This is a genomic window from Klebsiella sp. C283 (genome assembly GCF_048822555.1).
Lineage (GTDB): Bacteria > Pseudomonadota > Gammaproteobacteria > Enterobacterales > Enterobacteriaceae > Klebsiella > Klebsiella quasipneumoniae.
In genome coordinates, this window is the sequence record NZ_JBMEZS010000007.1 from 172,847 (window position 1) to 197,868 (window position 25,022).

Below are 25,022 nucleotides of genomic sequence, written 5' to 3' on the forward strand. Positions count from 1 at the left end.
ATGAATGAATGATCAGTCTGATTGCGGCGTTAGCGGTAGATCGCGTCATTGGTATGGAAAACGCCATGCCATGGAACCTGCCTGCCGATCTCGCCTGGTTCAAACGCAACACATTAAATAAGCCGGTAGTGATGGGGCGTCTGACCTGGGAATCCATTGGGCGCCCGTTGCCGGGGCGTAAAAATATCGTGATCAGCAGCAAGCCAGGCAGCGACGATCGCGTGCAGTGGGTCTCCTCCGTTGACGAAGCGATTGCCGCCTGCGGCGATGTGGAAGAGATCATGGTGATCGGCGGTGGTCGGGTTTATGAGCAGTTCCTGCCGAAGGCGCAGAAGCTCTATCTGACCCATATCGATGCGGAAGTGGAAGGCGATACCCATTTCCCGGATTACGATCCGGACCAGTGGGAATCGGTGTTCAGCGAGTTTCATGACGCCGACGCGCAGAACTCCCACAGCTACTGCTTTGAGATCCTCGAACGCCGTTAAGCGGGAAGGATAGCAATGAAAAAACCCCGGTCGCGTCTGGCGTGACCGGGGTTTTCTTTGGCGTGAATTCAGCGCGGATGCCGCTGCCACTATTTTTTCTACGCCAGGTTTCCCGTCGCGGGAGGCGTTTTTCCGGAGCGCTGCCCGGGGGGAAAAATGGCACGTAAACGTAGGTCGGGTAAGGCGTTAGCCGCCACCCGACACAAACGAGGCTCCGCGCCCGCAGTTCTTGCCCGGCGGCGCTGCGCTTGCGCGGGCCTGGGGGACGGCGCCTGTTTCTTCAGGACGCGACGGCTTCGCCTTCGTCGAGGCTTTTCTGCCGGTTCGACGGCTGGGTAAAGTACTGCTTATCCTCCCAGCGCAGGCAGGTGAGTTCCCCCCCCCAGCAGCAGCCGGTATCCAGCGCGTAAATGCCCTCAGGCGTACCGCGTCCCTCCAGCGACGCCCAGTGGCCAAAGGCAATGCTGTAGGCACTGCTGACCGGTCCCGGAATGGCAAACCACGGCTTCAGCGGCGCCGGGGCGTCCTCGGGTGCTTCTTTCGAGTACATATCCAGCTGGCCGTTCGGGAAGCAGTAGCGCATGCGGGTGAAGGCGTTAGAGATAAAGCGCAGGCGCGCCAGGCCGCTCAGCTCGTTGCTCCAGTGATTCGGCATGTCGCCGTACATGGCATCGAGGAAGAAAGGATAGGAGTCGCTGGAGAGCACCGCTTCTACATCGCGCGCGCACTGCTGGGCAGTCTCCAGATCCCACTGCGGGGTGATGCCGGCGTGGGCCATCACCAGCTTTTTCTCTTCGTCCACCTGGAGCAGCGGCTGACGACGCAGCCAGTTGAGGAGCTCATCGGCATCCGGCGCTTCCAGCAGTGATTTCAGACGATCCTTCGGCTTGTTGCGGCTGATGCCGGCGAAGACCGCCAGCAGGTGTAAATCATGATTGCCCAGCACCAGTCGCACGCTGTCGCCCAGAGATTTGACATAGCGCAGAACCTCCAGCGACCCCGGGCCACGGGCCACCAGATCGCCGGTCAGCCACAGCGTATCGATCGCCGGGTCGAATTCAACCTGCGCTAATAATGCGATCAGTTCATCGTAGCAACCGTGAACGTCGCCAATAAGGTATGTTGACATTGTTTTAATGAATGAGCGTTGGAACTGCGAGACGGAAAACAGGGATCTCGATACGGAACGGCGCGCCGTCGATATCGATCATCTCATAATGACCCTGCATGGTTCCCAGCGGCGTTTCAATGACCGCGCCGCTGGTATATTGATATTCACCGCCGGCGGGAATATGCGGTTGCTCGCCGACCACCCCTTCACCCTGAACTTCAGTCTCACGACCGTGGCCGTTAGTGATGAGCCAGTAGCGGCCAAGCAGCTGAACCTGACTCCGCCCCAGATTGCGAATGGTGACGGTATAAGCGAAGACGTAGCGCTCTTCTTCCGGAGAAGACTGCGATTCGATATAGACGCTTTGCACCTGAACGCAAACACGAGGCGAATTGATCATGGTTAGCTCTCCTTCGATGGCAGATTGTCAGACAGCCAGTTGGCCATCTGGCAGTACTGCGCCACGGAAATATTTTCTGCACGCATGGCCGGGTCGATGCCCAGCTCGGTCAGCACGTCCACGCTGAACAGATTGCCGAGACTGTTGCGGATGGTCTTGCGGCGCTGGTTGAACGCTTCGGTGGTGATGCGGCTCAGCACCCGGATCTCTTTGACCGGATATGGCATCGTGCTGTGCGGCACCAGGCGGACCACCGCGGAATCGACCTTAGGCGGCGGGGTAAACGCGCTCGGCGGCACTTCGAGTACCGGGATCACCTGGCAATAATATTGCGCCATCACGCTTAACCGACCATACGCCTTGCTGTTCGGTCCGGCAACCAGACGATTCACCACTTCCTTCTGCAGCATAAAGTGCATATCGGCAATGGCATCAGTATAGCTGAACAGATGGAACATCAGCGGGGTCGAAATATTGTACGGCAGGTTGCCGAAGACGCGCAGCGGCTGACCCATTTTCTCCGCCAGTTCGCCGAAGTTCATGGTCATCGCATCCTGCTGATAGATGGTCAGCTTCGGCCCGAGGAACGGATGCGTTTGCAGGCGGGCAGCCAGATCGCGGTCCAGCTCGATAACGGTCAGCTGGTCAAGGCGTTCACCGACCGGCTCGGTCAGCGCGGCGAGACCGGGGCCGATTTCAACCATCGCCTGGCCTTTCTGCGGATTAATCGCCGAGACGATGCTGTCGATCACAAACTGATCGTTGAGGAAGTTCTGCCCGAAGCGTTTACGGGCTAAATGGCCCTGATGGACTCGATTATTCATTGGGTATTAACAATCATTTTGATGGCGAGATTAAGCGCCGTGATAAAACTGCCGACGTCCGCTGTTCCCTGGCCCGCTAATTCCAGCGCGGTGCCGTGGTCGACGGAGGTACGAATAAAAGGTAAACCGAGCGTAATGTTCACGCCGCGGCCAAAGCCCTGGTATTTTAGCACGGGCAGGCCCTGATCGTGGTACATCGCGAGTACCGCATCGGCATGGTCAAGGTATTTGGGCTGAAAAAGGGTGTCAGCCGGCAGCGGACCGCTGAGGTGCATCCCCTTCGCGCGCATCTCTTCCAGCACCGGAATGATGGTGTCTATCTCTTCCGTTCCCATATGACCGCCTTCGCCAGCGTGCGGGTTAAGCCCGCAAACCAGCACATGCGGCTGGGCAATGCCAAATTTCGTGCGCAGGTCGTGATCGAGAATCGTGATGATCTCGCGCAGCAGGTCGGGCGTTATCGCCTCGCTGATGGCTTTCAACGGCAGATGGGTCGTCACCAGCGCCACCCGCAGCTCCTCGGTCGCCAGCATCATCACCACTTTGCTGGCCTGCGCGCGCTCTTCGAAGAACTCGGTATGACCGGTGAAGGCGATGCCGGCGTCGTTGATGTTGCCTTTGTGCACCGGGCCGGTCACTAACGCCGCAAATTCGCCGCTCAGGCAGCCGTCGCAGGCGCGCGCCAGCGTCTCGACTACGTAGGCGCCGTTTTGTACGTTCAGCACGCCGGGCTCCGCCGGGACGCTCAGCGGTACGTTAAGCAGCGTCAGCGTACCGGCACGCTGCGGAACGGGCGGTTGCGCAGCATCATATGGCAGGAGAGATAAAGGAAGACCGAGCCTCTGGGCTCGGTCAGTTAACAGGGCGCCATCGGCGCAGATCACCAGCTCAACTGGCCAGTCGCGCTGGGCAAGCTGCACGACCAGGTCAGGGCCAATCCCGGCGGGTTCGCCGGGAGTGATAACAACTTTACGGGTTTCAGGCATCGATATTAGTTGCTCAGAATTTTAACATACGCACTGGCGCGCTGTTCCTGCATCCAGGTTGCCGCTTCTTCAGAGAATTTGCGGTTCATCAGCATACGGTAAGCACGATCTTTCTGCGCGGCGTCGGTTCTGTCGACCTGACGGCTATCCAGCAGTTCGATCAGATGCCAGCCGAAGGAGGAGTGCACCGGTCCGCTGGTCTGCCCTTTGTTCAGACGCATCAGCGCATCGCGGAACGCCGGGTCGAAGATATCCGGCGTGGCCCAGCCTAAATCACCGCCCTGGTTCGCCGAGCCTGGATCTTCAGAATACGCTTTCGCCGCTTTAGCGAAGGTGGTTTTCCCGCTCTTAATGTCGGCGGCAATCTGCTCCAGCTTAGCCTGAGCCTGCGCATCGTTCATGATTGGCGATGGCTTCAGCAGAATATGACGGGCATGCACTTCGGTGACGGAGATGTTCTGGGTCCCGCCGCGCAGGTCATTCACTTTCAGAATGTGGAAGCCGACGCCGGAACGGATCGGACCGACGATATCCCCTTTCTTCGCGGTGCTTAACGCCTGGGCGAAAATGCCCGGCAGCTCCTGGATACGACCCCAACCCATCTGGCCGCCCTTCAGCGCCTGTTGGTCGGCGGAGTAGGTGATCGCCAGTTTACCGAAGTTGGCGCCGTTGCGCGCTTGCTCAACGATGGCATTCGCTTGCTCCTGAGCCGCGGCGACTTCATCAGAGGTCGGGTTCTCCGGCAGCGGGAGCAGGATGTGGCTCAGGTTAAGCTCGGTGCTGGCGTCGTTCTGGTCGCCGATCTGTTTGGCCAGCGCTTCCACTTCCTGCGGCAGCACGGTGATGCGACGACGCACTTCATTGTTACGCACTTCCGAAATCAGCATCTCTTTACGGATCTGGTTACGGTAGGTGTTGTAGTTGATGCCTTCATAGGCCAGACGGCTGCGCATCTGATCCATGGTCATATTGTTTTGTTTGGCGATGTTGGCGATGGCCTGATCGAGCTGGTCGTCAGAGACCTTCACGCCCATCTTCTGCCCCATCTGTAACACGATCTGGTCCATGATCAGTCTTTCGAGGATCTGATGGCGCAGGGTCGCGTCATCCGGTAGCTGTTGGCCAGCCTGACCAGCATTGAGCTTAACCGATTGCATCAAACCATCGACGTCGCTTTCCAGTACGACGCCATTATTGACGACGGCCGCTACTTTATCGACCACCTGGGGGGCAGCGAAACTGGTATTCGCGATCATGGCGATACCGAGAAGCAGCGTTTTCCAGTTCTTCATACTTTTTCCATTTCGATTAACCGCAAATGCGGATGATGTTGTAAACCAGCCGCATCACAGGGAGCTCTGGTACGGTAAAATGTTCGAACGCAGCATCTGCTGGGTGCCGAGGCCGTAATTAGAGCTCAGACCGCGCAATTCGATATTGATTCCGAAGGTGTTGTCGTATTTGCTCTCGCCGCCATTGTTGTTGCTATCCCAACCGTTGACTTTACGTTCGTAGCCAAGACGGATGGCGTAGCAGCAGGAGTTATACTGGACACCCAACATCTGGTTTGCTGCTTTCCGGGTATTGGTATCGTAGTAGTAGGCCCCGACCACGGACCAGCGATCGACGATCGGCCAGCTGGCGGTCATCCCCACCTGCGAGATACCCTCTTTATATTGCGCCGCAGTGGAATATGACGGCAGCGTGGCCTGAATATATTCCGGGCTGGCGTAACGATAGTTAAGCTGGACTAAGCGGTTTTCATCGCGACGGTATTCAATGGTGCCGTTGCCGGTTGCGACGTTATCCAGACGCGTATCGTACTGGATCCCGCCGCGCAGACCCCAGTTATCGGCAATGCGCCAGTAGGTGTCGCCGGCCCATACCAGTGAACCCGTGGTGTCGTTGTTCTCCCAGTTGATGTTGTCATCACCGGTGCGTGACTCGGTGAAATAGTAGATTTGACCAACGGAAATGTTAAAACGTTCCACCGCGGCGGCGTCATACACGCGCGAGGTGATACCGGTAGTGACCTGATTGGCCGACGCGATGCGGTCCAGACCGCTATAGGTACGGTCGCGGAACAGGCCGGTGTAGTCCGACTGCAACAGCGTGGAGTCGTAGCTGCCGATTTCACTCTGATCGCGGTACGGCACGTACAGATACTGCATGCGCGGTTCCAGCGTTTGGGTGAATCCCTCCTGCAGGTCGCGCTCAAAGACCATTTTGCCGTCGATTTTAAACTGCGGCATCACGCGGCTAACGGACTCTTTGTAGTCCGTACCGTTGGCGGCGTTGTACTTATCAAGATTGCTCTGCTGGTAGTGGGTCGCCAGCAGCTTGGCTTCGGTATTCAGACTCCCCCAGCCGTTGGACAGCGGCAGGTTGATCGTCGGTTCGAAGTGAACGCGGGTCGCTTCCGGCATGTTGTTGTTCGAGTTAACAAAATGGGCGACCTGGCCGTACAGATGGGTATCGAACGGACCGACATCGTTCTGGTAGTAGTTGATGTCGAGCTGCGGCTCAGCCGAGTAGGAGTTGCTCGACTCCCGATCGAAGACCTGGAACTGCTTGGTTGAGACCGTGGCGTCAAAGTTCTGATTGACATACCCGGCGCTGAATTTCTGCGTCGCATAGCCGTCGGTACTGGAACCATACTTCGAGCTGAAATCGTTGAAGTAGTCAGGATCGCTGACCTTGGTGTAGTCAGCGTTCAGACGCCACACCTGATCGATAACCCCGGAGTGGTTCCAGTAGAACAGCCAGCGGCGGCTGTTGCTGTCGCTGGAGTGGTCGTCTTCGTAGACTTTATCCGACGGCAGGTAGTCAAACTCCGTTAAGCCGCTGCCGAGCTGGGTCAGATATCGGAATTCGTTTTCCCACATCACGCCGCCGCGCTTGTTCATATAGTGCGGGGTGATAGTGGCATCGAAGTTTGGCGCGATGTTCCAGTAGTACGGCAGGGAGAATTCCACGCCGTTTTTGGTGCTGTATTTCGCGTTCGGGATCAGGAAGCCTGAACGACGCTTATCGCCCACCGGCAGCTGCAGGTAGGGGCTATAGAAAATCGGCACGGAGCCAAGCTTGAAGCGGGCGTTCCAGATCTCGGCAACTTGCTCTTCGCGATCGTGGATAACTTCGCTGCCCACGACGCTCCAGGTGTCGGAGCCCGGCAGACAGGAGGTAAAGCTGCCGTTTTCCAGAATGGTATAGCGGTTTTCGCCGCGCTGTTTCATCAGGTCAGCGGTGCCGCGTCCCTGGCGTCCGACCATTTGATAATCGCCCTGCCAGACGTTGGTATCTTTGGTATTCAGATTCGACCAGGCTTTTGGCCCTTTGAGGATCACCTGGTTATCGTCGTAGTGCACGTTGCCCAGCGCGTCCACCGTGCGCACCGGCTGCGCCTGGCCCGCGGCCTGCTGCTGATGCAGCTGAACTTCGTCGGCGCGGAGGCGGCTATTCCCCTGGTTAATATCGACGTTACCGGTAAAGACGGCGTTGTCCGGGTAGTTGCCCTTCGCATGATCGGCGTTAATCGTCACCGGCAGATCGCCAGGCCGACCTTCCACGAGCGGACGATCATAGCTTGGCACGCCAAGCATACATTGCGTTGCGAGATCGGCAGCGAGGCCTTGTTGGCTATACAAGGCGCTGGCAATCATCGTAGCCAGGAGGCTGGGAATACGTTTTTTCATACGTTGTATTTATTGTTCCATCATCTTGTGGCAGCGGCTTGCAAACGGTCAGAGCCTAACTTACTCAACTTTATCACGCTAGTGTTAATCCTGCCCGTTTCGAGCCCGAGCGTTAGGCACCCTGTTGAATGACGAGTATGATAAAGCAAATTATAGGCTATGTCCCACAATTGACCGAGGCGCGAGTGCCGGGTAACGTGCGGTCATATTCGTGCTTAACGGCGACAAACAGTTGGGGAGTCTATGCAGTATTTGGGTAAAGTGATTGGCGTGGCAGTGGCTTTGCTGATGGGCGGTGGGTTCTGGGGCGTGGTGCTCGGCTTCCTGGTCGGCCATATGTTTGACCGGGCGCGCAGCCGCCGGTTGAATCTCTTCGCCAATCAGCAGGAGCGTCAGTCGCTCTTCTTTTCCACCACCTTTGAAGTGATGGGTCATCTGACCAAGTCCAAGGGCCGCGTTACCGAAGCGGATATTCACGTCGCCAATGTGCTGATGGATCGCATGAATCTGCACGGCGCTTCGCGCACCGCGGCGCAGCAGGCGTTTCGCGACGGCAAGGCCGACAATTATCCGCTGCGCGAGAAGATGCGCCAGCTGCGCAGCGTCTGCTTTGGCCGCTTCGATCTGATTCGGATGTTTCTGGAAATTCAGCTGCAGGCGGCGTTCGCTGACGGCGAACTGCACCCTAACGAACGTGAAGTGCTGTTCGTCATCGCCGATGAGCTTGGCATCTCCCGCGCCCAGTTCGATCAATTCCTGCGAATGATGCAGGGCGGCGCCCAGTTCGGCGGCGGTTCGCAGCAGCAATCTTATGGTCAGCACGGCGGCAACGCCGGCTGGCAGCAGGCGCAGCGCGGTCCAACGCTGGAGGACGCCTGCAACGTGCTGGGGGTGAAACCGACTGACGACGCGGCGACGGTGAAGCGCGCCTATCGTAAGCTGATGAACGAGCACCATCCGGACAAGCTGGTGGCGAAAGGGCTGCCGCCGGAGATGATGGAGATGGCCAAACAGAAAGCCCAGGAGATCCAGAAGGCCTGGGAGCTGATTAAAGAGCAGCGCGGTTTCTGAGTTTTCCAGCCCCTCCCACCCGGCGAGGGGATTAGCGTTTGGCCTGTGCGCGGCGATACAGCCGCCGCGGATGGCCGATTTTTCCGTACAGCATCTCCACCTCCAGAAAACCGGTCTCAACGCCGTGTTCAAGATAGCGGCGGGCGGTGGTTTTGCTGAGCCCGGCGGCGCTGACCACCTCATCAACGGAAAAGCAGTGCGCTTCCCGGCCGCTAAACAGACCCTGCACCAGCGCCAGCGTTTTCTCTTCAATCCCTTTGCTGCCACTATCCATACGATAGTTCTTCGCCTGCAGTTGATAGAGGGAATCGACGTTCTGCTGATCGACGATTTTCCACTCCCGCTGCTGATCGTAGAACTGGATAAAACGCTCCAGCGACTGGCTCAGCCGCTTCCATGATACCGGCTTAAGAATATAGTCGAAGGCGCCGTTGCGGATGGCCTGGCTGCAGGTTTCCATATCGCTGGCGGCGGTGATAAAGATCACCGAGCATTGGCTGGTCGCCAGCGCCGGGTCGGTCATCAGCGTCACCCCTTTGCCGTCCGGCAAATAGTTATCCAGCAGCACCAGCTGCGGCGGTGTGGCGTGGAGCAACTGACGGGCCTGAGCGAGGGAGGCCGCCATGCCCGCCAGCCGCAGGCGCGGGTGTTTCTGCACAAGCTCGGCGTGCAGGCGCGCCAGCTCGCTCTCATCTTCAATGATTAGCACATCGACCAGGTCATGATGCATCGTGGGCCTCCGGTTGCGGACAGGCGGGCGCGTCGGCCGGGATAAACAGGGTGAAGATCGTTCCCCGCGGCGCGTTATCGGCGACTTCGATGGTGCCGCCCGCCTGAGTGACATAATGTTCAATAAGATACAGACCAATGCCGTGATCGCCACGGGTTTTGGTGGTGACGCCGCGTTCAAAAATGCGCTCGCGGATATCGGGGCGGATGCCGACGCCGCGGTCGGCCACTTCGATAATCAGCTCCCGGGCGTTGAGCTGGATCAGAACTTCCACCGGCTCATGCGGAAGCTCGGCGCGCTGCGTGGCTTCGATGGCGTTATCCAGCAGGTTGCCGATGATGGAGATCAGTTCGGATTCCATCAGCGACGGCAGCGGACGGTCAATGCGGCAGGCCGGGTCGAAGCTCAGCGCCACGCCTTTTTCGCGGGCGCGGGTGGCTTTGCCGAGCAGCAGACCGCACAGCGTCGGCGAGTGGAAGTGCGAGGAGATAAAGTCCAGTAGCTCCTGAGCATGCTCCGACTGGGCCTGAATATAGCGGATCGCTTCGTCATAATGGCCCATATGCAGCAGGCCGGAGAGGGTGGTCATCCGGTTGAGCTGCTCGTGGCGCATGATGCGAAGATTGTCGACATAGCGCTTCACCTGGCTCAGCTGGGCGGTGAGGGCATTGATTTCATTGCGGTCACGGAAGGTAATCACCCAGCCCTGCAGGGTGTTCTCCAGCATAATGCGCACCCGACTGGCGAGCACGGTCAACTGGTTGAAGCGGCACAGCTCATCATGGGTGTCGCGCTCAAGCATGTCGCCGCTGGCGAAAAAGGGCTGCGGGGAAATCACGCTGTCGATGGACTGGCCGCGCAGCTGACGGGCGGGCTGGCTGAGTCCCAGCAGGCTGCGGGCGGCATGGTTAATCACCTCAATGCGCCGCTGGCGATCGATGACGATCACCCCCTCAAAGATCGACTCCATCATCGCCTTTTGCTGGCGCACCAGCAGGCCTATCTCCCGCGGCTCGAGCGAAAAAATCTGTTTCTTGATGCTGCGGGTAAAGTACCAGGAGAAGATAAACAGGGCGGTGAGCAGCAGGACGGCGGCGATAAAAATATTGATCACTTTGCTCAGGGTAATGCTATCGAGATAGCTGGTGAGGTAGCCGACGGAGACAATGCCGATCACCCGCCCCGCGTCATCGACGATGGGCGTTTTACTGCGCAGCGAGACGCCCAGGCCGCCTTTGCGAATGGTGGTAATGGACTTTCCCTCCAGTACCGCCTGGTTGTCGCCGCCGACCAGCCGCGTGCCGACCCACTCCGGATGGACGGAATGAAACAGATGCATCCCCTGGCGGTCACCGATGACGATAAAGCTGGCGTCGCTATGGGCGGCGATTTGCTGCATAAACGCCTGAATCGCCTGCGGGTCATGCCGGCTGACCTGCTGACGTAAATTTGGCATCAGGGCTATCTCTTCGGCCTGAATTTTGGCCCGGGCGCTCATTTCCTGATAAAGCTGGCGGCTGGCGTCAAAGTAATAATAAATACCCAGCGCGATAAACAGGACTGAGAAAAAAGCGACCAGCGAAATAAACAGCTTATATTGAAAAGATAATTTCATAGGTCCCGGACGACGTATTCACCATACCGGCACTCTATCATTTTTCTGTCACGTGACGTAAATGTTAAGGGAAAGTTGTGATCAGCGGCGCAGGCGCCGGCTGTCGCCAGTAGTCGCGGCGGAAATAACGCGTGGCGGGAAATAAAAACCATAAAAACCACGATAATAAATCAGAGATATATCACCCCTGCGCGGATCAGCGAATAGAAACCATAAAAACCATAGTGACCATTAAAACTTCTTTTTTAATTCGGGGAGCTTCACATTAACGACGCCGCTGTCCCTTTACGCTGAAAATGAATAATAACGACAGGGCTGAATTTATGAGCACCACAGACAACGCATTCTCTGCAACCCTTGAACCGATCAATACGCCGAAAACCACGCTCAGGCAGCGCTGGTGGCACATCATGGATAACTGGAAGGTAGGGATCGTCCCGCTGCCGCTGTTTCTGCTGGCCGGGGGGCTGATCGCTCTCGACTGCCTTGGCGGTAAACTGCCGAGCGATATCGTGGTGATGGTGGCTACGCTGGCTTTCTTTGGCTTCGCCTGCGGCGAGTTTGGCAAACGTCTGCCAGTGCTGGGAAAACTCGGCGCGGCGGCGATCTGCGCCACTTTTATTCCTTCCGCGCTGGTCCATTATGGCCTGCTGCCGGACGTGGTCGTTGAATCCACCACCAAATTCTATAAATCCACCAACATCCTCTATCTCTATATCTGCTGCATTATCGTCGGCAGCATCATGAGTATGAACCGCACCACCTTGATTCAGGGCTTCCTGAAGATCTTCTTCCCAATGCTGTGCGGCGAGGTGGTCGGCATGCTGGTGGGCATCGGCGTCGGCACGCTCTTGGGCATGGAGCCGTTCCAGGTGTTCTTCTTTATCGTGCTGCCGATCATGGCCGGCGGCGTAGGGGAAGGGGCGATCCCGCTGTCGATGGGTTACGCCGCGCTGATGCATATGGAGCAGGGAGTGGCCCTGGGCCGGGTGTTGCCGATGGTGATGCTCGGCAGCCTGACGGCGATCGTCATCTCCGGCTGCCTCAACCAGCTCGGCAAGCGTTTCCCGCATCTGACCGGCGAAGGGCAACTGATGCCGAACCGCAGCCATGAAACCCGCAGCCTCGGCGAGAGCGAAGGCGTGAGCGGCAAAACCGACGTCGGGACGCTGGCCTCCGGCGCGCTGCTGGCGGTGCTGCTGTATATGATGGGGATGCTCGGCCACAAACTGATTGGTCTGCCGGCGCCGGTGGGCATGCTGTTTCTCGCGGTGCTGTTAAAGCTGGCTAATGTGGTTTCTCCGCGCCTGCAGGAGGGATCGCAGATGGTGTATAAATTCTTCCGCACCGCGGTCACCTACCCGATCCTCTTTGCCGTCGGCGTGGCGATCACCCCGTGGCAGGAGCTGGTGAACGCCTTCACCTTCACCAACCTGCTGGTGATCGTCAGCACCGTCTCCGCGCTGGTGGCGACCGGTTTCCTGGTCGGTAAAAAGATAGGGATGCACCCGATCGATGTGGCGATTGTCTCCTGTTGCCAGAGCGGGCAGGGCGGCACCGGCGATGTGGCGATCCTGACCGCTGGCAACCGCATGAGCCTGATGCCGTTCGCGCAGATCGCTACCCGGATTGGCGGGGCGATAAATGTCTCGCTGGGGTTGCTGTTCCTCAGCCACTATCTGGCGTGATATAACGCTACGCTCAGCGATAAACCTGCTATTTTCCGCTACAGAACGCCGAAAATATCTGCGTTCTGTATCCTAAATGCTCCGCATTTAGCGTTACAATCAGCGCGCGATCGGCTATCGCAACCATCATCATGACAGTCCAGGCGCTGTCGCATTTATCATATGTAGGAGAGGAATTAATGTCAGTGGATACTCCCGCCCAGGCGGGCGTCAGCATCGACGCATTGCTGGCGGCGAAAGAGCAGCGTGCAGCCCGCCAGGCCGACTGGTTGGCCCATTATCAGCAGCCTGTTATTTCCCTGACCCTGGTGACCCCCGGGGCGGTGAAGGACAGCATTCGCTATCGCAACATGATGGGCGTAGCCCTCCAGGCCTGCGATCAACTGCTGTGGAAGCACCGCTGGCAAACGCTGGATCGTCAGGTGCTGTGGCTGCCGACCGGGCCTGAAGCGCTGTGGTGCGTGGCGCACCCGGCCAGCGAAATCAAAGCGATGTGCAGTACGCTGGAGCAGAGCCATCCGCTGGGACGCTTGTGGGATATCGATGTGATCTGTCCGCAGAGCGGGCAGGTGGGACGCCAGTCGCTGGGCGAGTCGCAGCGCCGCTGCCTGCTGTGCGATGAGCCGGCGCACGCCTGCGCGCGCAGCCGTCGTCACGACACCGATCTCGTCGTTGCCCGCGTTGAGCAGATGATTGACGCGTGGTTTGCCCGCGATTAGCGGGTCAGTATTCCCCGGCGGCAAAGCGCTGCCGGGTAGGTCCTAAAAGTCGATCGGCGCGCGGAAGGTCATCGCGTTGCCGTAGGCGGGGTGGGTAATGGTGAGCGTCTCGGCGTGCAGCAGCAGGCGCGGGGCCATCGCCAGCGCCTCAGGCGTGGCGTAAAAGCGGTCGCCAAGGATCGGATGCCCCAGCGCCAGCATATGCACGCGCAGCTGGTGCGACCGTCCGGTAATCGGCTTCAGGCGCACGCGGGCGGTGTTATCTTCCGCGTACTCCAGCACCTCATACTCGGTTTGCGCCGCTTTGCCGGTTTCATAACACACCTTCTGCTTTGGCCGGTTCGGCCAGTCGCAAATCAGCGGTAAATCCACCAGGCCCTCCGCCGGCTGCGGATGGCCCCAGACGCGGGCGATGTACTGCTTCTTCGGCTCGCGCTCGCGGAACTGACGCTTCAGTTCGCGTTCCGCCGCCTTATTCAGCGCCACCACAATCACGCCGCTGGTGGCCATATCAAGGCGATGCACCGATTCGGCCTGCGGGAAGTCGCGCTGAATGCGCGTCATCACGCTGTCTTTATGTTCATCAAGACGACCCGGCACGGACAACAAGCCGCTCGGCTTGTTGACCACCATGATGTGCTCATCCTGATACAGGATCACCAGCCAGGGATCCTGCGGCGGATTGTAGTTTTCCATCGCCATTTTGCGTTCCGTTACTGGTGAGTGACGACGATCAGACGCAGCGCGTCCAGACGCCATCCGGCCTGTCCCAGCGCCTCCAGCACCTGCTGGCGGTTACTTTCAATCGCCGCCAGTTCGTCGTCACGGATGTTCGGGTTGACCGCCTTCAGCGCTTCCAGACGGGAGAGTTCCGCCGTCAGCTTATCGTCGGCTTCGCTACGCGCCGCGTCGATCAGCCCCTGCGCCGCCTTGGCGATCTGCGCTTCGCCCTGCTGCAGAATGGCGTGAACGTCCTGTTGAACCGCGTTGACCAGCTTGCTGCCGGTGTGGCGATTGACCGCGCTCAGCTGGCGGTTGAAGCTTTCAAACTCCACCTGGCCGGCGAGATTGTTGCCGTTTTTATCCAGCAGCATGCGAACCGGGGTCGCCGGCAGGAAGCGGTTGAGCTGCAGCTGCTTCGGCGCCTGCGCTTCGACCACGTAGATCAGCTCCAGCAGCAGAGTGCCGACCGGCAGCGCCTTGTTCTTCAGCAGGGAAATGGTGCTGCTGCCGGTATCGCCGGAGAGGATCAGGTCGAGGCCGTTGCGGATCAGCGGGTGCTCCCAGGTGATGAACTGCGCGTCTTCACGCGACAGCGCCACGTCACGCTCAAAGGTGATAGTGCAGCCGTCCTCCGGCAGACCCGGGAAGTCCGGGACCAGCATATGGTCGGAAGGGGTGAGGACGATCAGGTTTTCGCCGCGGTCGTCCTGGTTGATGCCGACGATATCGAACAGGTTCATCGAGAAGGCGATCAGGCTGGTGTCGTCATCCTGCTCTTCGATGCTCTCCGCCAGGGCCTGGGCTTTCTCGCCGCCGTTGGAGTGGATCTCCAGCAGACGGTCGCGGCCCTGCTCCAGCTGCGCTTTCAGGGCGTCATGCTGCTGGCGGCAGGACTTGATCAGATCGTCAAAGCCGTCGGTGGATTCCGGCGCCGCAAGGTAGTTGATCAGCTCGTCATGGACGCTGTCGTAGACGGTCCGTCCGGTCGGGCAGGTATGTTCGAAGGCGTCGAGACCTTCGTGGTACCAGCGCACCAGCACCGACTGCGCGGTCTTTTCCAGGTACGGGACGTGGATCTGGATATCGTGCGCCTGGCCGATACGGTCGAGACGGCCGATACGCTGCTCCAGCAGATCCGGGTTAAACGGCAGATCGAACATCACCAGATTGCTGGCGAACTGGAAGTTACGTCCTTCGGAACCGATCTCAGAGCACAGCAGCACCTGGGCGCCGGTGTCTTCTTCGGCAAACCACGCCGCGGCGCGGTCGCGTTCGATAATCGACATTCCTTCATGAAACACGGCGGCGCGGATACCTTCGCGCTCGCGCAGCACCTGCTCCAGCTGCAGCGCGGTGGCGGCCTTGGCGCAGATCACCAGCACCTTCTGCGAACGGTGGCTGGTCAGGTAGCCCATCAGCCACTCGACGCGCGGGTCGAAGTTCCACCAGGTGCCGGTATCGCCTTCAAATTCCTGATAGATCTGCTCCGGATAGAGCATGTCGCGCGCGCGCTCTTCCGCGGTTTTGCGGGCCCCCATGATGCCGGACACTTTGATGGCCGTCTGGTACTGGGTCGGCAGCGGCAGGCGAATGGTGTGCAGCTCGCGTTTCGGGAAACCTTTGACGCCGTTACGGGTGTTACGGAACAGCACGCGGCTGGTGCCGTGGCGGTCCATCAGCATCGAGACCAGCTCCTGGCGCGCGGCCTGGGCGTCTTCGCGATCGCTGTTGGCGGCCTGCAGCAGCGGCTCGATATCCTGCTCGCCGATCAGATCGCCGAGGGTATTGAGTTCGTTATCGCTCAGCTTGTTGCCCGCCAGCAGCAGGGCGACGGCGTCGGCCACCGGACGGTAGTTCTGCTGTTCTTCGACAAACTGCGCGAAATCGTGGAAGCGGTTCGGATCCAGCAGGCGCAGGCGCGCAAAGTGGCTCTCCATCCCCAGCTGTTCCGGCGTCGCGGTCAGCAGCAGAATGCCCGGCACGCGCTCGGCCAGCTGTTCAATGGCTTGATATTCGCGGCTCGGCGCCTCTTCGCTCCACACCAGGTGGTGCGCTTCATCGACCACCATCAGGTCCCACTCGGCGTCGCACAGATGCTCCAGACGCTGCTTGCTGCGGCGCACGAAGTCTAAAGAGCAGATCACCAGCTGTTCGGTTTCAAACGGGTTATAGGCGTCATGCTGCGCTTCGGCGTAGCGCTCGTCGTCAAACAGCGAGAAGCGCAGGTTGAAGCGGCGCAGCATCTCCACCAGCCACTGGTGCTGAAGGGTTTCCGGGACCACAATCAGTACGCGCTCGGCGGCGCCGGAGAGCAGCTGCTGGTGCAGGATCATCCCGGCTTCGATGGTTTTACCTAAGCCCACTTCATCGGCCAGCAGGACGCGCGGAGCGTGACGACGACCCACGTCGTGGGCGATGTTCAGCTGATGCGGGATCAGGCTGGTGCGCTGCCCGCGCAGGCCGCTCCACGGCATGCGGTACTGCTCGCTCTGGAACTTGCGCGCGCGGTAGCGCAGGGCAAAGCGGTCCATGCGGTCGATTTGGCCGGCGAACAGGCGGTCCTGCGGCTTGCTGAACACCAGTTTGCTGTCGAGCAGCACTTCACGCAGGGTGACGTTCGCTTCCTGGGTATCGAGGCGGGTGCCGGTGTAGGACAGCAGCCCGTTCTCTTCATGCACTTTGTCAACGTGGAGCTGCCAGCCTTCGTGGCTGGTAATGGTGTCGCCCGGGTTAAACATCACGCGAGTGATCGGGGAATCGTTGCGTGAGTACAGACGGTTTTCGCCGATGGCGGGGAAGAGGAGAGTGACCATGCGCGCATCCAGCGCTACCACCGTCCCTAATCCTAGTTCGCTCTCTGTGTCGCTAATCCAGCGTTGACCAAGTGTAAAAGGCATATATGTTCGGCTCTTTAGTTCTTTAATTGCAGGCAATAGTTGATCATCCCCATGTACAACCGGAGATGCGTCAAAATTGGGGCCAGGAATGGAAAGGGCGCTATATTACTGGATGGCAGAACGTTCGTCACGTCCTCCTCACGGTTCATTTTCAGGCTTCTGCGCCCGCGGAATGGGTGTGAAAAAATCAAAATAGCCCCAGCTGTCCTGTCACTATTGTAGCAAAGTCGTCGTTGACGAAGGGCAGGATCCCTTCCGCCACCGGCTGCAGCTGCTTTGACAAATAGTGGTCGTAATCGAGCGGCGATTGCTGATAATCCACCGGTTCCGGGCCGCCGGTGGTCCAGACGTATTTGATGGTGCCGCGCTGCTGATACTGCTGCGCCCGACCCCGCTTCAGGTTGTGCTCATCGGCAAGCCTCGCGGCGCGCACATGAGGCGGCACGTTGCGCTGATACTCCGCCAGCGGCCGGCGCAGGCGTTTGCGATAAACCAGCTGCTCATCGAGCTCGCCGTTCATCAGCCTGGCGATAGTCTCCCGCACATAATCCTGATACGGCTGGTTGCGGAAGATGCGCAGGTACAGCTCCTGCTGAAACTGCTGGGCCAGCGGCGTCCAGTCGGTGCGCACCGTTTCCAGCCCTTTGAAAACCATGCGCTGGCCGTCGCCCTCCTGAATCATGCCGGCGTAACGCTTCTTGCTGCCGGTATCGGCGCCGCGGATCGTCGGCATCAGAAAACGGCAGAAGTGGGTTTCGTATTCCAGCTCCAGGGCGCTGGTAAGCTGGCTTTTGCCAAGCTCCTGCGCCCACCAGGCGTTGACATCGTTCACCAGCGTCCGGCCTATCTCCGCCGCCTGCGCTTCGCTGTGCGGGCGCTTAAGCCAGACGAAGGTGGAGTCGGTATCGCCGTAGATAACGTCATAGCCTTTGGCTTCAATTAACGCTTTGGTCTGACGCATGATCGCGTGGCCGCGCATGGTGATCGACGAGGCGAGACGCGGGTCGAAGAAGCGGCAGGCGCTGGTGCCCAGTACGCCGTAAAAGGCGTTCATGATGATCTTCAGCGCCTGGGAGAGCGGCTTATTGTGCCGGCGCTTGGCTTCATCGCGGCCATGCCAGATCTGGCTGACAATCCCCGGCAGGCAGTGCTTGTCTCGCGAGAAGCGGGCGCCGAGGAAGCCCTCAATGCTGTGCTGGTCATCGGGCTGCGCCAGGCCCTCCACCAGGCCGACCGGATCGATTAAAAAGGTGCGAATGATCGACGGATACAGGCTCTTGTAGTCCAGGACCAGCACCGAGTCATACAGGCCGGGGCGGGAGTCCATCACATACCCGCCGGGGCTCGCCTGCGGCGGCACGTCGCCGAGGTTCGGCGCCACGTAGCCCAGGCGGTGCATGCGCGGAAAATAGAGGTGGCTGAAGGCGGCGACCGAGCCGCCGTGGCGATCGGCGGGCAGGCCGTTGACCGTCGCTCGTTCGAGCAGAAACGGCATGATCTCCGTTTTGTGGAAGATCCGCGTCACCAGCTCGCAGTCCTGTAGGTTATAGATGGCCAGCGCCGGTTTATCGTCATGGAAGCGGCGATCGATCTCGTCCATCCGATCCCACGGGTTGTCGATGGCTTTGCCTTCGCCCAACAGCTCGCGCGCCACCGCCTCCAGCGAAAAGGAGGAGAAATTCCAGAACGCCGATTTCAGCGCCTCGATACCGTCGATAATCAGCCGGCCGTTGGCCTGGGCGAAGAAGACGCCGTGCTTAAAGCCGTGCTCGCGCCACTCCAGCTCGCTGTTGCCGCGGCCGAGCCGCAGCGGGATACGATAGCGTTCGGCATGCTTTTGCAGGACGCGCAGATCGAACTGCACCACGTTCCAGCCGATCAGCACGTCGGGATCGTGATCGGCAAACCAGGCGTTCAGCTTTTCCAGCAGCAGGGGGCGACTGGCGACGTAGACCAGATCGAAATCGACGTCTGGCGGCGTTTCCGGTTCGGGGCCCAGCATGTAGACCACCCGCTGACCGCAGCCTTCCAGGCCGATGCAGTACAGCTCGCCTTGACGGCTGGTTTCGATATCCAGCGACACCCATTTCAGCGGCGGGCGATAGTCAGGATGGGGTTTCATGCGCGCGTTGACCAGATGCGGGCCACGCGTTTCGCCTTCCACCCACACCGGGGCGGTAATAAAGCGCTCCATCAGGTAGCGCTCCGGCGGACGGATATCGCCCTCATAGAGGGTGACGCCGCTATCGCGGAGCATCTTCTCCAGACGCATCAATTGACGATGGGCGCGGCAGTAGAGGCCGACCACCGGCTGGCGGTGGAAATCTTTCAGGGCCAGCGGGGCGAAGCGGAAGCCTTTCTCACCCTGCAGCAGTCGCTCAGCCTGCGCCCGCTGCGCGGCGGGGATAAAGGCGACGGACTCCTGCGGCGGCAGCGTGACCTGCAGCGGGCCGTCGTCGGTGGCCAGCCAGAAGGACAGCTCGGTGCCTTGCGGAGTGTCCCGCCAGTGACGGGTGAGTAAAAAACCTGCTCGTGGCTGGGTCACGGGTGCTCTCAACGATAAAAAACCAGGCCTGATTATAGCCTGGTTTCTCAGTGGGTGCTGGGGTTTTATACAGGTACTCGGCGCTAAGGTGGCGCCGGATTTCGGCTTGCGCGCTTATCCGGGCTACCCGACGCGGCAGAGCCGTAGCCCTGCCAGGCGCAGCGCGAGCAGGGTGATTATTGGCCGTAGTAGGCTTTAGCCCCGTGCTTACGCAGATAGTGCTTATCCAGCAGGGTCTGCTGCATATCCGGCAGCTGCGGCGCCAGCTGGCGGCAGAAGATGCCCATATACGCGATCTCTTCCAGCACGATGGCGTTATGCACCGCGTCTTCAGCGTTTTTACCCCATGCGAACGGGCCGTGGGAATGAACCAGCACGCCGGGCATCTGCGCCGGGTCGATCTCGCGCTGGCGGAAGGTTTCAACAATCACCTTGCCGGTTTCCCATTCGTATTCGCCATTGATCTCCGCATCGGTCATCAGCCGGGTGCAGGGCACTGGACCATAGAAATAGTCGGCGTGGGTGGTGCCGGTCGCCGGAATAGCTTGCCCGGCCTGCGCCCAGATGGTGGCGTGGCGCGAATGGGTATGCACAATGCCGCCCAGCGTCGGGAAAGCCTGATACAGCAGGCGATGGGTCGGGGTATCCGACGAGGGCTTCTTCTTACCCTCCACCACTTCGCCGCTCTCCAGACTGACCACCACCATATCGTCGGCGGTCATTACGCGATAATCCACGCCGGAGGGTTTGATAACCAGAACGCCCTGGTCGCGGTCGACGGCGCTGACGTTGCCCCAGGTTAAGGTCACCAGATTATGCTGCGGCAGCGCTAAGTTGGCTTCCAGAACCTGGCGTTTAAGATCTTCTAACATAGTGTGCTCCGAATAGCAGGCGAGTCGGGTATCCCTCACCCCCGGCCCTCTCCCGGCGGGAGAGAGAGAAAGGCGGCATCGCGCCCGGCCGGTACCCTCTCCCCGGCGGGGAAAGGGGTAGGGTGAGGGGACGACCTTTTAGCGTTTTGAACCGTAATAGACTTCATTCCAGCGCAGCGCGTCTTTGAAGGCCGGCAGACGGGTATCGTTGTCGATGACGGTCAGCTCGATATCATTCAGCTCGGCGAACTGGCGCATATCGTCGAGATTCAGCGCATGGCTGAAGACGGTATGGTGCGCGCCGCCGGCGATGATCCAGGCTTCCGAAGCGGTACGCAGATCCGGCTGCGCTTTCCACAGGGCGTTGGCCACCGGCAGCTTCGGCAGATCGTGCGGCGTCGGGACGGTTTCAATGGTGTTGACCAGCAGACGGAAGCGGTCTCCCAGGTCGATCAGGCTGGCGACAATCGCCGGGCCGGTCTGGGTATTGAAGATCAGGCGCGCCGGATCCGCTTTGCCGCCGATGCCCAGCGGCTGGACGTCGAGGATCGGTTTCTCGGCGGTGGCGATCGTCGGGCACACTTCCAGCATGTGCGAGCCGAGCACCAGATCGTTGCCATTGTCGAAGTGGTAGGTGTAATCCTCCATAAAGGAGGTGCCGCCCTGCAGACCAGTTGACATCACCTTCATGATGCGAAGCAGAGCGGCGGTTTTCCAGTCGCCCTCGCCGGCAAAGCCGTAGCCCTGCTGCATCAGGCGCTGTACGGCGAGACCCGGGAGCTGTTTCAGGCCGTGGAGATCTTCAAAGGTGGTGGTAAAGGCGTGGAAACCGCCCTGTTCGAGGAAGCGTTTCATCCCCAGCTCAATGCGCGCGGCGTCCAGCACGTTCTGGCGCTTGTCGCCGTGAACCTGCGCCGCCGGGGTCAGACGGTAGCTGCTCTCGTATTCATCGACCAGCGCGCTGATATCGCCGTCGCTGACGCTGTTGACCACCTGCACCAGATCGCCGACCGCCCAGGTGTTCACTGAGAAGCCAAACTTGATCTGCGCCGCGACTTTATCGCCGTCGGTCACCGCCACTTCACGCATGTTATCGCCGAAACGGCACACTTTCAGATGACGGGTATCCTGTCTGGAGACCGCCTGGCGCATCCAGCCGCCGATGCGCTGGTGGGCCTCTTTATCCTGCCAGTGGCCGGTCACCACGCTGTGCTGCTGGCGCATACGGGCGCCGATGAAGCCGAACTCGCGGCCGCCGTGCGCGGTCTGGTTCAGGTTCATAAAGTCCATATCGATGCTGTCCCACGGCAGCGCGGCATTGTACTGCGTATGGAACTGCAGCAGCGGCTTGTTGAGGATGGTCAGGCCGTTGATCCACATTTTTGCCGGCGAGAAGGTATGCAGCCAGACCACTAACCCGGCGCATTTGTCATCGTAGTTGGCGTCGCGGCAGATATGGGTGATCTCGTCCGGGGTAGTGCCCAGCGGCTTGAGGACCAGTTTGCACGGCAGTTTGGCTTCCGCATTCAGGCTGTTCACCACATGTTCGGCATGCTTCGTCACCTGGCGCAGGGCTTCCGGGCCGTAGAGATGTTGGCTGCCAATAACGAACCATACTTCATAGTTATCAAAAATCGTCATTTTCGTATCCTTAATGGGTGAGCGCTGCCTGAGATTGCGGGGCTTTTTCCGCCTTTGCAGCCGAAGGGAGATAGTGTTGTTCGGCGCTGACCGACCACTGCTGGTAGCGCTGATAGAGTTGTTCGAAACGCTGTGCCTGCGCCGGGCGCGGCTGCAGGGTGGTTTCCACCTGGCTTGCCATCCGCTGCTGGGCGGCTGGAATATCCTCATAGACGCCGGCGGCGACGGCGGCGAAGATAGCCGCCCCCAGCGCGCAGCACTGATCGGAGGCGACAATCTGCAGCGGACGGTTCAGCACGTCGCAGCAGGCCTGCATGATGACCTGGTTTTTCCGCGCGATACCGCCGAGCGCCATGACGTTGTTAACCGGGATCCCCTGCTCGGTGAAGCACTCCATAATGGCGCGGGCGCCGAAGGCGGTGGCGGCGATCAGTCCGCCGAACAGCGCCGGCGCGTCGGTCGCCAGGTTAAGATCGGTGATCACCCCTTTCAGGCGCTGGTTGGCATTCGGCGTGCGGCGGCCGTTGAACCAGTCCAGCACTACCGGCAGATGATCGAGCGATGGGTTACTGGCCCAGGCTTCGGTGAGCGCCGGCAGTAACTGTTTTTGGCTGGCTTTGATTTGTTCGCGCAATTCCGGATGCTGCTGGGCCAGCTGTTCCAGCGGCCAGCCGAGGATGCGCCCAAACCAGGCGTAAATATCGCCGAAGGCGGACTGGCCTGCCTCCATACCGATAAAGTGCGGGACCACGCTGCCGTCGACCTGGCCGCAGATGCCTTTGACCGTGCGGTCGCCGACGCTCTCTTTATCGGCAATCAGAATGTCGCAGGTGGAGGTGCCGATGACTTTCACCAGCGCGTTAGGCTGCGCGCCGGCGCCAACGGCGCCCATATGGCAGTCGAAGGCGCCGCCGGAGATGGCCACGGTCTGCGACAGACCCAGGCGCTGGGCCCACTCTGCGCTTAGCGTGCCGACCGGCACATCGGCCGTCCAGGTATCGGTGAACAGCGGCCAGGCCAGATGCTGGTTAATGATGGGATCAAGCTCATCGAAGAAGCTGGCCGGCGGCAGACCGCCCCAGCTCTCATGCCACAGCGATTTATGCCCGGCGCTGCAGCGGCCGCGGCGCAGATCCTGCGGACGCGTAGTGCCGGAGAGCAGGGCGGGCACCCAGTCGCAAAGCTCCACCCATGAGGCTGCTGCCTGGGCGACGGCGCTATCTTCCCGGGTGACGTGGAGGATTTTGGCCCAGAACCATTCGCTGGAGTAGATCCCGCCGATATAGCGCGAGTAATCCTCTTTGCCCGGCTGGTGGCACAGGCGGGTGATCGCCTCGGCTTCCTCGACCGCGGTATGATCCTTCCACAGGACAAACATGGCGTTAGGGTTGTCAGCGAATTCTTCGCGCAGCGCCAGCACGTTGCCTTCGGCATCAACGGGAGCCGGGGTTGAGCCGGTGCTGTCGACGCCAATGCCCACGACGTCGGCGCGCTGTTCGGCGCTCAGGGAGGCAAGTACGCTTTTCAGCGCCGCTTCCATGGACTCGATGTAATCTCGCGGGTGGTGGCGGAAGCGGTTGTTCGCGCCATCGCAATACTGTCCTTCCCGCCAGCGCGGATACCACTCCACGCTTGCCGCCAGTTCTGCGCCGGACGCGCATTCCACCGCCAGGGCGCGGACTGAGTCACTACCAAAGTCGAGGCCAATCGCAATTGCCATCTTGTTACTCCATGCAGAAATCATTCATGCAGCAACAGTAGATATCCCCGGCAAAATCCGTCAGGCCGGATTCGCTAATCTTATGGATTATTTTGCTGTCACCTCGCAAAGTGTGACGCCGTGCAAATATTCGATGTGGACTTTCCTGCCGTATTTATAGACACTTTTGTTACCCGGCATATCCCGGTGGAATGCACGCTGCTGGCGCTTTTTTCGCTTGCTGTGCGGCTTTTTAGCGAAATTTCCACCGCCGTCGCAGTCGTGACAGGGCCGAGAGCGATAAAATGATGAATATGGACAATTGGTGTCACTAATACCTTCGGGAGAACCACGCGTATGGCCGAAACGCAAAACGATCCGCTGCTGCCGGGCTACTCTTTTAACGCTCATCTGGTCACCGGCCTGACGCCGATTGAGGCGCAGGGATACCTGGATTTCTTTATCGACCGCCCGCTGGGTATGAAAGGCTATATCCTCAACCTGACGATCCGCGGCGAGGGGGTGATCAACAACCACGGCGAGCAGTTTGTCTGCCGGCCGGGCGATATGCTGCTGTTCCCGCCGGGGGAGATCCATCATTACGGCCGCCATCCCGACGCCAGCGAGTGGTATCACCAGTGGGTCTACTTCCGCCCGCGCGCCTACTGGCACGAGTGGCTCAACTGGCCGACGATCTTCGCCCAGACCGGCTTTTTCCGTCCGGACGAGCAGTGGCAGGCGCGCTTTGGCGAACTGTTCGGCCAGATCGTCGATGCCGGGCAAGGGGCGGGGCGCTATTCCGAACTGCTGGCGATTAATCTGCTGGAACAGCTCCTGCTGCGGCGGATGGAGGCGATCAACGAATCGCTGCATCCGCCGCTGGATAACCGGGTGCGCGACGCCTGCCAGTACATCAGCGACCATCTGGCGGACAGCCATTTTGATATCGCCAGCGTCGCCCAGCACGTCTGCCTGTCGCCCTCGCGCCTGTCGCACCTGTTCCGCCAGCAGCTGGGGATCAGCGTCCTCGGCTGGCGGGAGGACCAGCGTATCAGCCAGGCCAAACTGTTGCTGAGCACCACGCGGATGCCGATCGCCACCGTCGGGCGCAACGTCGGCTTTGAAGATCAGCTCTATTTTTCCCGCGTATTCAAAAAATGCACCGGCGCCAGCCCGAGCGAATTCCGCGCGGGATGTGAATAAAAAGTAAAGAAAGTGAAATGATGACCCGCTTAAATGTCACAGCCAGTAAACTATTAAGACAATTGGTGGCTTGACGACGGCGCGATGGCTTCGGAGAATCCGGGCTTCGTTTTTT

At 59.7% G+C, this 25,022-nt stretch carries 19 protein-coding genes; 5 read left to right on the forward strand and 14 right to left on the reverse strand.

Annotated features, from left to right (window positions below; all coding sequences use genetic code 11):
* Positions 1-8 precede the first annotated feature (8 nt).
* On the forward strand, positions 9-488 hold the full coding sequence (folA, locus tag ACOI7Z_RS15365; RefSeq protein WP_004204271.1) for a type 3 dihydrofolate reductase: 480 nt from the start codon (positions 9-11) through the stop codon (positions 486-488).
* A 280-nt stretch (positions 489-768) separates the two neighbouring features.
* Here the strand turns inward: folA and apaH are convergent, their stop codons facing one another.
* From apaH to lptD, 6 genes are read right to left on the reverse strand one after another with little or no spacing between them, the layout of a single operon-like run.
* Entirely contained in the window at positions 769-1,617 is an 849-nt protein-coding gene (gene apaH / locus ACOI7Z_RS15370; RefSeq protein WP_023291949.1) for a bis(5'-nucleosyl)-tetraphosphatase (symmetrical) ApaH, read from the reverse strand.
* Between the two features lie 4 nt (positions 1,618-1,621).
* Positions 1,622-1,999, reverse strand: a complete 378-nt coding sequence (gene apaG, locus ACOI7Z_RS15375; RefSeq protein WP_004204274.1) for a Co2+/Mg2+ efflux protein ApaG — start codon at positions 1,997-1,999, stop codon at positions 1,622-1,624.
* Positions 2,000-2,001: 2 nt separating this feature from the next.
* On the reverse strand, positions 2,002-2,823 hold the full coding sequence (gene rsmA / locus ACOI7Z_RS15380) for a 16S rRNA (adenine(1518)-N(6)/adenine(1519)-N(6))-dimethyltransferase RsmA (RefSeq protein WP_023291950.1): 822 nt from the start codon (positions 2,821-2,823) through the stop codon (positions 2,002-2,004).
* Complete coding sequence (pdxA, locus tag ACOI7Z_RS15385; protein ID WP_023291951.1) at positions 2,820-3,809, reverse strand: 4-hydroxythreonine-4-phosphate dehydrogenase PdxA; 990 nt, start codon at positions 3,807-3,809, stop codon at positions 2,820-2,822. Before pdxA ends, rsmA begins: the two co-directional genes overlap by 4 nt.
* A gap of 5 nt (positions 3,810-3,814) precedes the next feature.
* Entirely contained in the window at positions 3,815-5,101 is a 1,287-nt protein-coding gene (gene surA, locus ACOI7Z_RS15390; RefSeq protein WP_023291952.1) for a peptidylprolyl isomerase SurA, read from the reverse strand.
* A gap of 54 nt (positions 5,102-5,155) precedes the next feature.
* Positions 5,156-7,504, reverse strand: coding sequence for an LPS assembly protein LptD (lptD, locus tag ACOI7Z_RS15395; RefSeq protein ID WP_032429098.1), 2,349 nt, complete (start codon positions 7,502-7,504; stop codon positions 5,156-5,158).
* Positions 7,505-7,747: 243 nt separating this feature from the next.
* Here lptD and djlA point away from each other — a divergent pair, with 243 nt between their 5' ends.
* Entirely contained in the window at positions 7,748-8,575 is an 828-nt protein-coding gene (gene djlA / locus ACOI7Z_RS15400) for a co-chaperone DjlA (protein ID WP_008807470.1), read from the forward strand.
* Between the two features lie 31 nt (positions 8,576-8,606).
* Here djlA and ACOI7Z_RS15405 read toward each other — a convergent pair whose 3' ends face one another.
* Entirely contained in the window at positions 8,607-9,305 is a 699-nt protein-coding gene (locus ACOI7Z_RS15405; protein ID WP_023291954.1) for a response regulator, read from the reverse strand.
* Entirely contained in the window at positions 9,295-10,920 is a 1,626-nt protein-coding gene (locus tag ACOI7Z_RS15410; protein ID WP_087848868.1) for an ATP-binding protein, read from the reverse strand. Before ACOI7Z_RS15410 ends, ACOI7Z_RS15405 begins: the two co-directional genes overlap by 11 nt.
* Positions 10,921-11,243: 323 nt before the next feature.
* On the opposite strand from ACOI7Z_RS15410, the gene ACOI7Z_RS15415 reads away from it, so the two are divergent.
* Together ACOI7Z_RS15415 and citX are read left to right on the forward strand one after the other, a co-directional pair.
* On the forward strand, positions 11,244-12,608 hold the full coding sequence (locus ACOI7Z_RS15415; protein ID WP_023291956.1) for a 2-hydroxycarboxylate transporter family protein: 1,365 nt from the start codon (positions 11,244-11,246) through the stop codon (positions 12,606-12,608).
* 179 nt (positions 12,609-12,787) lie between these two features.
* Positions 12,788-13,327 (forward strand): citrate lyase holo-[acyl-carrier protein] synthase, encoded by a 540-nt coding sequence (gene citX, locus ACOI7Z_RS15420; protein ID WP_004204286.1) that lies wholly within the window; start codon positions 12,788-12,790, stop codon positions 13,325-13,327.
* A 42-nt stretch (positions 13,328-13,369) separates the two neighbouring features.
* Here the strand turns inward: citX and rluA are convergent, their stop codons facing one another.
* The 6 genes from rluA to araB form a co-directional block, all read right to left on the reverse strand.
* Positions 13,370-14,029, reverse strand: coding sequence for a bifunctional tRNA pseudouridine(32) synthase/23S rRNA pseudouridine(746) synthase RluA (rluA, locus tag ACOI7Z_RS15425; protein ID WP_023291957.1), 660 nt, complete (start codon positions 14,027-14,029; stop codon positions 13,370-13,372).
* 11 nt (positions 14,030-14,040) lie between these two features.
* On the reverse strand, positions 14,041-16,947 hold the full coding sequence (gene rapA, locus ACOI7Z_RS15430; protein ID WP_032453828.1) for an RNA polymerase-associated protein RapA: 2,907 nt from the start codon (positions 16,945-16,947) through the stop codon (positions 14,041-14,043).
* Positions 16,948-17,134: 187 nt separating this feature from the next.
* Positions 17,135-19,492, reverse strand: coding sequence for a DNA polymerase II (gene polB / locus ACOI7Z_RS15435; RefSeq protein ID WP_087848869.1), 2,358 nt, complete (start codon positions 19,490-19,492; stop codon positions 17,135-17,137).
* Between the two features lie 176 nt (positions 19,493-19,668).
* Complete coding sequence (araD, locus tag ACOI7Z_RS15440) at positions 19,669-20,364, reverse strand: L-ribulose-5-phosphate 4-epimerase (protein ID WP_017901201.1); 696 nt, start codon at positions 20,362-20,364, stop codon at positions 19,669-19,671.
* Positions 20,365-20,502: 138 nt separating this feature from the next.
* Positions 20,503-22,005 carry an L-arabinose isomerase gene (gene araA, locus ACOI7Z_RS15445; protein WP_023291959.1) on the reverse strand — a complete coding sequence of 501 codons (1,503 nt, stop codon included), beginning with the start codon at positions 22,003-22,005 and terminating at the stop codon, positions 20,503-20,505.
* Between the two features lie 10 nt (positions 22,006-22,015).
* Complete coding sequence (gene araB / locus ACOI7Z_RS15450; protein ID WP_023291960.1) at positions 22,016-23,725, reverse strand: ribulokinase; 1,710 nt, start codon at positions 23,723-23,725, stop codon at positions 22,016-22,018.
* A 336-nt stretch (positions 23,726-24,061) separates the two neighbouring features.
* Between araB and araC the strand changes: the two genes are divergently transcribed.
* A complete protein-coding gene (gene araC, locus ACOI7Z_RS15455) occupies positions 24,062-24,907 on the forward strand; it encodes an arabinose operon transcriptional regulator AraC (protein WP_004204301.1) in 846 nt (281 codons plus the stop codon).
* Positions 24,908-25,022: the final 115 nt, after the last annotated feature.